12 protein-coding genes and 1 riboswitch are annotated in these 11310 nt (G+C 50.6%); of the genes, 4 read left to right on the top strand and 8 right to left on the bottom strand.

Annotated elements, in window-relative coordinates; all coding sequences use genetic code 11:
- Window positions 1–895, bottom strand: an 895-nt coding sequence (locus tag R3177_RS09165) for a TolB family protein (RefSeq protein ID WP_413229080.1), incomplete at its 3' end; no start/stop codon positions are given.
- A 141-nt stretch (window positions 896–1036) separates the two neighbouring features.
- On the opposite strand from R3177_RS09165, the gene R3177_RS09160 reads away from it, so the two are divergent.
- From R3177_RS09160 to R3177_RS09150, 3 genes are all read left to right on the top strand, one after another.
- Entirely contained in the window at window positions 1037–1297 is a 261-nt protein-coding gene (locus R3177_RS09160; RefSeq protein WP_318970733.1) for a DUF1289 domain-containing protein, read from the top strand.
- 8 nt (window positions 1298–1305) lie between these two features.
- Window positions 1306–1860 carry an MgtC/SapB family protein gene (locus tag R3177_RS09155; RefSeq protein ID WP_318970732.1) on the top strand — a complete coding sequence of 185 codons (555 nt, stop codon included), beginning with the start codon at window positions 1306–1308 and terminating at the stop codon, window positions 1858–1860.
- 66 nt (window positions 1861–1926) lie between these two features.
- Window positions 1927–3477 (top strand): cation:proton antiporter family protein, encoded by a 1551-nt coding sequence (locus R3177_RS09150; RefSeq protein ID WP_318970731.1) that lies wholly within the window; start codon window positions 1927–1929, stop codon window positions 3475–3477.
- A 59-nt stretch (window positions 3478–3536) separates the two neighbouring features.
- Here the strand turns inward: R3177_RS09150 and R3177_RS09145 are convergent, their stop codons facing one another.
- The 3 genes from R3177_RS09145 to glpK all read right to left on the bottom strand — a co-directional run bounded on the left by R3177_RS09145 (window position 3537) and on the right by glpK (window position 6367).
- Entirely contained in the window at window positions 3537–3908 is a 372-nt protein-coding gene (locus R3177_RS09145; RefSeq protein ID WP_318970730.1) for a DUF3718 domain-containing protein, read from the bottom strand.
- A gap of 113 nt (window positions 3909–4021) precedes the next feature.
- A riboswitch (cyclic di-GMP riboswitch) is annotated at window positions 4022–4107 on the bottom strand.
- Between the two features lie 85 nt (window positions 4108–4192).
- Complete coding sequence (pcp, locus tag R3177_RS09140) at window positions 4193–4831, bottom strand: pyroglutamyl-peptidase I (protein WP_318970729.1); 639 nt, start codon at window positions 4829–4831, stop codon at window positions 4193–4195.
- Window positions 4832–4861: 30 nt separating this feature from the next.
- Complete coding sequence (gene glpK, locus R3177_RS09135) at window positions 4862–6367, bottom strand: glycerol kinase GlpK (RefSeq protein WP_318970728.1); 1506 nt, start codon at window positions 6365–6367, stop codon at window positions 4862–4864.
- 78 nt (window positions 6368–6445) lie between these two features.
- On the opposite strand from glpK, the gene R3177_RS09130 reads away from it, so the two are divergent.
- Window positions 6446–6778, top strand: coding sequence for a DUF1840 domain-containing protein (locus tag R3177_RS09130; protein WP_318970727.1), 333 nt, complete (start codon window positions 6446–6448; stop codon window positions 6776–6778).
- Here R3177_RS09130 and R3177_RS09125 read toward each other — a convergent pair.
- From R3177_RS09125 to R3177_RS09110, 4 genes are all read right to left on the bottom strand, one after another.
- Window positions 6753–8144: a sensor histidine kinase gene (locus R3177_RS09125; RefSeq protein WP_318970726.1), complete on the bottom strand. Its 1392-nt coding sequence runs from the start codon at window positions 8142–8144 to the stop codon at window positions 6753–6755. The two genes, R3177_RS09130 and R3177_RS09125, sit on opposite strands and share 26 nt — an antisense overlap.
- The gene (locus tag R3177_RS09120) at window positions 8125–9450 is read right to left on the bottom strand and encodes a sigma-54 dependent transcriptional regulator (protein ID WP_318970725.1); all 1326 of its coding nucleotides are present in this window, start codon (window positions 9448–9450) and stop codon (window positions 8125–8127) included. Before R3177_RS09120 ends, R3177_RS09125 begins: the two co-directional genes overlap by 20 nt.
- Before the next feature lie 3 nt (window positions 9451–9453).
- Entirely contained in the window at window positions 9454–10638 is a 1185-nt protein-coding gene (locus R3177_RS09115) for an FtsX-like permease family protein (protein WP_318970724.1), read from the bottom strand.
- A gap of 12 nt (window positions 10639–10650) precedes the next feature.
- Window positions 10651–11310 (bottom strand): ABC transporter permease (locus R3177_RS09110; RefSeq protein ID WP_318970723.1); only part of this gene is annotated, 660 nt, incomplete at its 5' end.

The raw sequence follows: 11310 nt of genomic DNA, 5'->3' as shown, positions 1-11310 counted from the left end.
TCGGATAAACGCCATGAATGGCCCAGGTTTCCTGCATGTCACGGTCGAGGCCATCGTACAGCTTGATATGTTCGCCACTGCTTAAATCATATAAAAACAGGGTACTTTGAAAATCAACGCGGCGGATATAGGCCAGATATTTGCCATCAGGAGACGGGGTTGGTCGGATAGCGCCGCCGGCACCGCCAATCAGCTCTTCAATTTTACCGGTTTCGCGCTCAAAGCGTTTAATCACATAAATACCGGATTCTGAGTCTTTGCTGTAATGAAAGGTTTTGCCCGGGGTGTCGTCCTGCGAGAAGTATATATATTTACCATCACTTGAAAATGCCGGCTCGCCTAAGTCTTTCTGATCATTTGGCCGTTCAGTTAACATAACGCCGTTGCCGCCACTGACATGGTATTGCCATACTTCTCCGGCGCCCAGTGAACGGCTGGCTGTGAAGTGTTTACGGGCAACAATAAACTGACCATCCGGGCTCCAGGCCGGGCTGTTCAGCAAGCGAAAAGTTTCATTGGTAACGGCCCTCGGGTCGCTGCCATCGGCATTCATCAGCCAGATATTATCACCACCGGCCCGATCGCTGGTAAAGGCGATGGTTTTGCCATCCGGGCTGAACACTGGTTGCATATTCCAGGCGATGTCATTGGTAAGCGCGGTGGCTTTTCCGCCGCTGACGGGCATCGTATAAATATCGCCCAGTAAATCAAACGCCAGGGTTTTACCATCGGGACTGACGGTAATATTCATCCAGCTGCCTTGCTGCACGTTAATATTAACAGTTTCAAACTGGCCTTGTGGCGCGTTTACGTCCCATTGCGACTTACTGTCGTCGGCCTGCAGGGTAAAGCTGGCAATAGCCACTGCCAGCAGACAGGGTTTAAATATGGTCATTAGTAGGTTCCCGTGGCGGTTTTAGTTATAGTGAGTGTTTTTAGCGTTGTTAATGTGAGGCCAGATTGGCACAAAGTGTTGCTGATGTTAAGTCTGCAACAATAACAATTCGACCAAAAGGCCCGGGGAGCCGACAAAATTATGCCTGAATCACCATGTGTCGCATGCTGTCGTTTAAACAGTGAAAAAATCTGTATTGGCTGTTTTCGCCATATTACCGAGATTGTTGACTGGAATAAGCGGTCAGAGTCTGAGAATTACGCTATATTACAAAAGGTTGCCAAGCGAAAACTCTTTGCGGACACCATTAATACCCGCACAGAGCCGACCACGGCAATTACCCAGGCCGAATGGCAGGCCGCAAAAGCGGTAATACAGCAAAAGCGGGGACAGACGAAATAGGGGTATTTATGCCGGATTGGCAAATGATTTTCAGCATCACGCCACTTAGCTGGCCGGAGCTATTAACAGCGCTGCTTTGCGGTTTTATTATCGGTCTGGAGCGGCAGTTGCGGGGTAAGCCCGCCGGGATCCGAACCTCGATTCTGATTGTCATGGGCACTTATGTTTTTATTGCGGCATCGATGTCGGTGAATTCAGCAATGACAGATCCGTCCCGGATTATTGGCCAGGTTATTACCGGAGTCGGTTTTCTGGGGGCCGGCGTGATGTTAAGCCGCGATGGTATGGTATTGGGCGTCACCTCTGCTGCCACTATCTGGGTGCTGGCCGCTATTGGTGTCTGTATTGGTATAGGCGAGGATTTAGTTGCTATTAAATTGTCAGTATTGGTGGTGGCGGTACTGGTAGGGGTAGGCATACTGGAAGATTCCTCTGCTGCATTACGGCGCGGTGTGCACCGTACTTACAATGAGTGGCTGCAGCGGGCCAATAGCGGCCTTTTCAGCCGGCGAAAAGAGGATCTCCCGCCGCCAGGGCGAAATAACATTGATGATCCACATTAAAGCAGCCTGTTTTTTTTCAGATATCATAGGCCAATAAACAACAAACATTAAACGTAAGGATAACCAATGCTTGAAGCTGTCTGGATAGGGTTTGCCTTTTCACTGGGGTTGCTGGTGCGGTTAATTGGTTTGCCGCCGCTTATCGGCTATTTACTGGCGGGTTTTGTGATTTCAGCATCTGCCAGCGAAATGAGTTTCCCCTCTGAAGGCGCGTCAATTATTCATCATGTTGCTCATTTAGGTGTGCTGCTGCTGTTATTTACCGTGGGGTTAAAGCTCAATGTACGCAGCCTGGCCAAGCCTGAAGTTTTAGGTGGGGGCAGTCTGCATTTTGGTTTGTCTATTCTGTTAACCCTGCCGGCGGTGCTGTTTATTTTCGACGTCAGCTGGTATCAGGCGCTGATGCTGGCGATTGCACTGGCATTTTCCAGCACAGTACTGGCGGCCAAGGTACTGGAGAGCAAACGTGAACTGCGGGCTTTTCATGGCAGAGTCGCCATCGGTATCCTGATTGTTCAGGATCTGCTGGCACTTTTGGTAATGAGTGTGGCCAGCGGCACAGTGCCGTCGCCCTGGGCCTTGCTGGTATTCGCGTTACCCTTATTGCGGCCGCTGTTATATAAACTACTTGATGCCAGTGGCCATGAAGACTTACTGATCCTGTTTGGTTTGCTGCTGGCACTGGTGATTGGCGGCAAAGGCTTTGAACTGGTTGGTCTGAGTTCTGAGCTCGGCGCGCTGGTCTTCGGCGCTATGCTGGCCAAGCATCCGCGGGCAGGGGAGCTGTCTAAATCGTTGTGGAGTATTAAAGAATTTTTCCTGGTAGGGTTTTTCCTGCAAATTGGCATTGATGGCCTGCCAGATGCCAATGCCTGGTTATTCGCAGGCGTGATGACCCTGTTACTGCCGCTTAAAGCCGTGCTTTTCTTCCTGTTACTGGTCCTGTTTAAATTGCGGGCCCGCAGTGCGTTTCTGGCCAGCCTGAGCCTGACCAATTACAGCGAATTTGGCCTGATTGTTGCCAGTGTGGTATTGCCCCAGTGGCTGGTGCCGCTGGCATTAACCGTGGCAATTTCATTTGTGATATCGGCGCCGTTGAACCGTTTGGCACACCCGTTGTATGACCGCTTATGCAACCGTTTGCTGAAGTTTGAGCGCAATATTCATCACCCCGATGAGCAACCGGTGTCGCTGGGCGATGCTGATGTGCTTATTATGGGCATGGGCCGGACCGGCAGTGCCGCTTATAACTATTTAAAAGCCAGCCGCAAAATTATTGCGATGGACTCTGATCCTGCCAAGGTGAATGATCATCAAAAACAGGGCATTAACATCTTCTACGCTGATGCGGAGGATCAGGTATTCTGGCAAGGCCTCGATTTTGGCAAGGTTGAAGCGGTTATTCTCAGTATGAACGACGTTGAAGCGAAAGTGATTGCTGCCAAAAAACTACGGGCATCGGGTTTTAAAGGCTTTATTGTTTCCCACAGTATGCATAATGATGAAGCACGGGACATTATTGCGGCAGGGGCTGATCAGACTTATTTAACGATGTCAGAGGCCGGGGTGGGGATTGCCGAACACGTGAAACAACATTGTTTTGCGGTAAAAGCCTGAACGATAAACAATAAAGGCGCCTTAGCGGCGCCTTTATTCGATGATAACGGGTAAGCCGGTTAGCTGGCGCTACGTTCTTTGATCGCGTTAATTACCGGTGACGCGCCAAAACCGTTGCTTTGGGCCCACTCTGCATCGCCTGAGGCGGCAACTAAACTGCCCGGTAACTGCTTGATAATAAACTCGGCAGTTTCATTCGCGTTATGTTTAATGGCATGGCGTACCAAAGGTAAACCGTCACAGACCACGCCATTGTAAACGGCTGACAAACGGATACGGTTGTCGCTTAATACTTTACGCAGATTATTACGGCTGTCCGCTGCAACATATGAGCAAATAGACATGGCTAACTGATCATTGGCGGCAACAGGAGTGCTTACAAAAGAGGTGGCAGCGATAACAGCGGCTAAAGCGATAAGTTTGGTTTTCATATTCAAGCTCCGAATTGAGTTAGTTCACGATCATTGTTAGCAACCTGGGTTGCGGTACACGAAAGGTTTTGTGTTTAACTCTGGACGAAACAGAATAAAACATCGCAATTTGCGACGGCAGCCCAGCTATCATAGGGTTTCCCCGTTAGACCTGAAGCTTTGCGTGATCATCTTTTCAGATGACTTGCCTTTCGAATGCGCGCATCATAAGGAATGCATAAAATTTATGCAAGCACTAAATTTAAAAAAATAATTATCTATAAAGATCATGTGTTTGTTGTTATTTAAGCAATGAGCTGATCGGCGTGTTGCTGCAAACTGACCTCAATACAGATTTTCACGGCCTCTATCTGAGTTTCCAGCGCCATGCTGGCAATACCGGGCTTATTCAGCACTTGTCCGGGCAGATAAGGCAAATGAATAAAGCCGCCTTTGATACTGGCATACTGGTTTTTGATCAGATGCATCAGCCCATAAAAGCTGTGATTACAGACATAGCTGCCGGCAGATAATGACAGCTGAGCCGGAATATGTTGTAAATGCAGTGCCTGCAATATGGCGTTTAGCGGCAGATTACTGAAATAAGCCGCTGGCCCATGCGAGGCGGTCAGGGCATTGCGAGGTTGCTGGCCAGCATTATCGGCAATAGCGGCATCAATATAATTACTGGCAATTTTTTCCAGCATCAACTGGCTGCAGCCCGCTGCGAGGCCAAGCAAAATCACCACAGCCGGTTGTAACTGATTAACGGCTTGTTCCAGACAAAGCAAGCTTTGCTTGAATATGCAGGGCAGCTTTACTGCCTGTATTGTGACCTCGTCATCTAATTGCGTGCCATGCAGCGCACGGGCTACCTGCCATGATGGGTTTAGTGTCTCGCCGGCAAAAGGCTCAAACCCGGCGATTAGTACCTTTGGCTGCATAGGCACCTCAGTTGATTTATGCAAAACTGGCTACAATAGCGGCTGGTTGAGGACAGCAGCAACCGCCGTTTGCCAGTATTGGTACAATTTTGCCTGCTCAGTGCTGCTGATTTGTGGCAGATATTGCCGGTCTGCTTGCCATAGCGAGCTGATATCAGCTACAGAGTCATAATAGCCAAGACTGACAGCAGCCAGAAAGCCAACCCCGAATGCGGTGGCATCAGCAGTATTACTGCGTTGCACCGGTTGCTGGCATAAATCAGCCAGCGCCTGCACAAACCAGTTGTTGACGGTCATGCCGCCATCAACCCTTAATTGCGCAACATCAATATTATCCTGGCGCATGGCACTGAGTAAGTCAGCACTCTGATAAGCAACGGCACACAGCGCAGCGGTGGCTAATTGTATTTTACCGGTATCCCGGGTCATGCCAAATAATGCCGCTTTAGCCTGAGGTTGCCAGTAGGGCGCACCAAGGCCGGTAAAAGCCGGAATGAGTAGTTCTGATTGCTGATAATGGCTTTGCCTGGCCAGTTGCTCAGTTTCACTGGCCTGGCTGATAATCCCCAGTTTATCGCGCAGCCATTGCACAGTGGCACCGGCCATAAAAATACTGCCCTCCAACGCATAGGTGGCTTTGCCATCTAATTGCCAGGCCAGCGTCGACAGCAGTTGATGTTGGCTCTTTATAATAATGCTGCCCGTATTAACCATGGCAAAACAGCCGGTGCCATAAGTGCTTTTCAGCATGCCCGGTGCTATACAAGCCTGTCCCAATAATGCTGCCTGCTGATCACCGAGCATTGCCATAACCGGAACCGCAGCCCCGAGCACATCGGCCGACGTCGTTCCAAACAGACCGCCACTGTCTCTGATTTCTGGTAACACACTGGCCGGGACAGAAAATAATTGCAGTAATGCCGGATCCCATTGCTGGGTAGTCAGGTTGTACAGTGAGGTACGGCTGGCATTACTGGCATCGGTAGCATGAACTTTGCCGCCGGTTAACCGTGCTAAAATAAAGCTGTCTACGTTACCAAAACACAGCTTGCCTGCGTCTGCTTTGCCGCGGGCACCCGGTATCGTGTCCAGCAACCAGGCAATTTTACTGGCAGAGAAATAGGGATCGGCTCTCAGCCCTGTTTTGGCGATGATCTCCTGTTCAGCACCCTGTTGTTGTAACTGCCGGCATAACGGGGCCGTACGCCTGTCTTGCCAGACAATAGCATTGGCGACGGCTTTGCCGGTGTCTCTGTCCCACAATATCGTGGTTTCCCGCTGATTGCTGATGGCGATGGCGGCTATATTGCCAATAGTCAGACCGGCGCCGGCAACGGCCTGGCTGATACATTGCAGAACACTTTGCCAGATTTGCTCAGGGTCTTGCTCCACCCAACCCGTTGCCGGGTAGCTTACTGCCAGCTCCTGCTGGGCTGTTGCAACAGTTTGCATCTGGCGGTTAAAAATCACTGCCCGGCTCGATGTCGTGCCCTGATCAATGGCCAGAATATAGTCAGAACGTGTGCTTTGTGCCATAAAACAGACTAAGTAGGTTATGCTTGTTGTCAGAGTAGCAGTAAATAACGCGTCAATACTATTTAATGGAGTAATACTATGCTTACTTTTAAAAGCAAAGCCGGCAGAAATGTTGATTATCATACTCATGTGGGCTTGCAGCTGTTAAAAATGATGGGCCGGGACAGCAAGGTGCCCAGTGCCATGTTTGCTGATGATGTGCCTGAAGCATTAAGCCGGTTACAACAGGCGCTTGCTGAACTTGATGATGATGAAGTGGCGAAAGAGGATGAGCGCGGCACAAAAAAGCAGCCTGACGATGATAAGGACAACGATAAGCCTGAGCGGGTCAGTCTGAAACAGCGGGCTCAGCCTTTACTTGACCTGCTGCAAGATGCCAGTGAGGCTAATGTGGGCCTGATGTGGGAGTAGCCGTGCTGTCTGTTACCGGCAGATGAACGGTAACCTCCAGGCCGCTGATATCGTGGCTGTCAACAAGCCGGGTCAGATTACGTAAACTGATATTACCGCCGTGGGCTTCGGCAATATCGCGACATAAGGTCAGGCCAATGCCGGAGCCCTGGGGTTTACTGCTGTAAAATGGCACCAACACCTGGTTCATTAACTCCGCCGCAATACCGCCGCCGCCGTCGGTAATTTGTAGTTGTAATTCGTCGGTACGCTCAATACAGCGCAGGCTGATATGTTCGGGCGCCGAACCACTTTCATCGGCATTTTTCAATAAATTGACCAGCAGTTGTGCTAACTGCTGCGGATCTGCCAGCCAGGGGCGTTTGGGCAAGTCACCCAGCAGTTCAAATTCAAACTGGTCCTGTAACTGATTAATTAAGCGCGGCCAGTTAATCTCTGTTATTTTTGGAGGCGGTAACTTGGCAAAATTAATATAAGCCTGAACAAACTGATTTAAATGCAGACAACGATCGCTCACCGTATCGAATAACCGGGTTAGTTCTGGCTGCTGACGCTGTTCGGCAATTTGTTTGCCGGAAAACGCCAGTGATGACAATGGTGCCAGGGTGTTATTCAGTTCATGACCGATAACCCGCAGCAACTTTTTCCAGGCATTAAGCTCTTCGCGCTGAATTTCCCGGGTTAGGGGTTTTAACAGATATAACCAGTGCTGTTGCTGATTAAGCTGAAACTTACTGACAGATAAATGCCAGACCGACTGGCCGTTGTTGTCGAGCCGGATCAGCCCTTGTTGCCGGTTTGCCAGTGCCTGATGTAATTGCCGGTTAAGAGTATTCAGACTGGCTAATTTACTACCACTGAAGTTTTTTCCCCTGTTCAGTAACTGACAGGCCGCCGGATTACACATCAGAACGGTGCCATTGTCACTGGTCAGCACGAATGCCGTCGGGCTACTTTGCAGTACCGTATCGAGTAGCAGTTCGCGCTGATATAAGCTGGCCCTTTCGGCGCGAAGCTCGGCAGACATTGTCGATAAACTGCTGGCGAGCGGCGCCAATTCATTAACATACAACTGATTGGCACTGGTATTAAAGCTGCCGTCCTGCAAGTTCTGCGCGTGCAGGTTTAGCGCCAGAATTTCCCGGCGCAGCGGTTTGAGGCTCCAGCTGATAGCCAGCCACAACACCAGTGCGCCCGCCAATACAGCGATACAGGCCCAAAGCCTGAACAGGTTAAAATGCGCCAGCGTGGCCAGGCTTATCAGCGTTAATGCCAGACAAAGCAGCGCCAGACGCTGCTGGCTGTCCAGCCTGAAGCGGGGACGGCGCAGGGCCGTGGTCAGTGATTTACGGCGTGGCAATGCCATAAAATTCCATCCGCCGATATAATGCCTGACGGCTTATTCCCAGTTGTTTGGCGGCGCGTGAAATAACGCCGCCAGCCTGCTGCAGCGCCTGCTCAAGTTGCAGCCGGTCAATATCTTCCAGTGAGCGTCTGGACGATGAAGTAACCTCAGGCAAGCCAAGATCATGTGCTTGAATTTCAACATCCTGACTGAGCAATAGGGCCCGTTGACAAACATTTTGCAGTTCACGGACATTACCCGGCCAGCAGTAACTGAGCAGCTGCTGTTCCGCGGCCTTGCTTAAGATTTTTTTTCCGGCAAGGAAATACCTGGCCAGTACTAAAATATCGTCCGGACGCTCGCACAGGGCGGGTAACTGCAACTGCACCACATTGACCCGGTAGTACAAATCCTGCCGAAACTCGCCGCGACTGATGGCGGCGGTTAAATCAATATTGGTTGCACTTATCAGCCGGACATCGGTTTTGCGGGTTGTACTTGAGCCTAAGCGCTCAAATTCGCCGGTTTGCAATACCCGTAACAGCTTGGCCTGACCTGCCAGCGACAAATTGCCAATTTCATCTAGGAAAATACTGCCACCTTCTGCTGCTTCAAAACGACCTATCCGGGTTTTGGTGGCACCACTAAAAGCACCGGCTTCGGCGCCAAACAGTTCCGCCTCCATTAAATCGCCCGGTAAAGCCCCCATATTTACTTTGATAAAAGGCTTATTTTTTCGCTCTGAGTTGGCATGCAGCACATTGGCAATCCCCTCTTTACCGGCTCCGTTGGGGCCGGTGATCAGCACCGCGGCATTGGCCGGTGCCAGTTGCAATGTCATTTGCAGCAATTGCTGCATTTTGCTGCTGGCAAAGACCAGGTTGCACAAATCTTTACCGGCAAAGGCAGCCTGGCGCTCCTGCGCGGTACGCTGTTGCTGAACGGCGAGCTGTTTTAATTTCAGGGCGTTAGCAACTGTCAGCAGCAAGCGCTGATCATCCCAGGGCTTGGCGATATAATCTGTTGCACCGGCTTTTACCAGTTCAACCACCATGTCAAGCTGAGTCCAGGCTGTCATCAGTACGATTGGCAGGTCGGGGTACTGCCGGCGTAACTGGTAGAACAGGGCTTTACCCTGATCACCATGCATTTGCCCGGCACTGAAGTTCATATCCTGCAGAATTAAATCAATATCTTCACAGGCCAGTAATTGCCAGGCCTGCGCCGGTTCGCTGGCGCAGTAAACCTGATAGCCCTGCAGCGCAAACAACGTCTGCAGGGCCTGACAGATTGGCTGATTATCATCAATAACCAATAGTTTCAGCATAGATTATAACGCTTTGGTGGCAGTGGCCGGTGAAACCCGGGTAGCAATAGCCGCAGGATACCATGTTGCAGCAGTGACAAAAAGTAGCAGTGTCACTGCTGCTGCCACAGGTAACCAAAGCGGCAGGGCAGGTAAGGAAATTACCGTTGCCAGCTGCTGTTGTAATAAGTAACTGGCCAGTAAGCCCAGCACTGCACCAATAGTCGTGGTCAGCCAGCTTTCACTAAGTACTTCCATTAGGATCCGTTGTTTACTGGCGCCCAATGCGCGTTTAACGCCAATTTCATTCTGCTGCTGCACCCCGTGAAACAGCGCATGACTGTAGGCGGAAATCATCGCGACAATCAGCATCAGGGCACTTAATACCGACAATAAAATAGCCAGGCCACGTTCCTGCTGAAAGACCTCACGATGCAGCTGACGCAAACTGACAATTTGCCGGATATCGATTTCCGGCTCGACCTGGCGCAGACTGCTGCTGATCTGTTGCCGTACGGCATCTACCGCCTGCGGTTCTACCTGCAGCAGTAAACGGTAACCATAGTCAGCACGGCTCAAATCACGGTTAAAAAACAGGCCGTAATACTGATCACTGGCAAAACGCTGATACATCATATCAGCAACCACGCCCACCACCGGGCCTGCCGTAGTTTGCTGACCAAGTGCCAGATGACTCTCGCCAAATAATGTTGTAGCCAGTTTTTCTGTCAGGACCACATTATCGGTATTTTTATCTTCAGCTGATAACCAGCGGCCATGCAACAGAGTCATTTGTAACGTATTAAACAAGTCAGCTTCGGCAAAGTTATACGGCACCGCATCAATGCTGGTGGTTTCTGCTTTACCTTCTACCGATAAATCACCATTCATGCCGCCAAACATTAACGGGGTCTGATTACTAAATGCAGCATAACGGACACCGGCTATCTGGCGCAGTGCAGCCAGTTGACGCTGGATCAGTTCGCCGAGCGCCGGATGAACTATCAGGTTGTCATCGGTCGGTTTGAGTTCAATCGCCAGTGTGGTGTCCAGTTGCAGACCAGTCGGCTGATTACTCAGCGTATAGGCTTGCTGGCTCAGCAACACACTGTTACTGACCAGCGCCAGGGTAAGGGTCAGCTGCACCAGCAGCAGGGCGGTAATAACTTTGCGTTGCAATAAAGATTTAAACAGTAAGGTTATGCTCATGATAGTGTCCCGTTATTTCAGCTGGCGGTTTAAGCTGCCAAAGGAGGCGCGAAGGGCCGGATATAAAGTGACCAGATAGCAGGCAAGTAACGCTGTGCCAGCCATGGCTGTTACCATCAACAGATTCCAGCTGGTCAGATTGCGGGTGGCCGGTAGCAGCGTGGCAATTAACGTCATTGCGGCGGCAGCCACGATTAGCGACAACACTAATGCCAGCGTGGCACTGACGGCGACATCGGCCAGAATAAGTTGCTGTAACTGGCCGCGGCTGGCACCCAGCGCCCGCCTCAGACCAAATTCATACTGGCTGGCCAGGTAACGGTTAAGTGATAAATGACTGGCATTAAATAAGCAGACCAGTAAAAACAACAGTGATACCAGGGCAAATGCATCCAGTTGGCGGTTGCGGGCTTTAAAGTGCTCAGTAATATCCAGAATATTAGTCAGCTGGTTGCCTTCCGGCCTCGGATGACGGCCGGCTTCTTTCTCGCTTTGCACCAGTTGTTGCATAAATTGCTGATAGGCCGTTACCTGCTGCGGCGTGTCAAGCTGCACCCAGAACTGCGCCTGATAAAACTGACCCTCGCGGCCATTTACCGCAAAATTTTCACTGTAATCACGGTCATCGCGCATCATCGTGGTGGTATTAGATTTAATGCCCACATCGTACGC

Origin of the sequence: Arsukibacterium sp. (assembly GCF_033722355.1) — a bacterium.
GTDB lineage: Bacteria > Pseudomonadota > Gammaproteobacteria > Enterobacterales > Alteromonadaceae > Alishewanella.
This window is presented reverse-complemented; position numbering and strand designations above follow the sequence as displayed.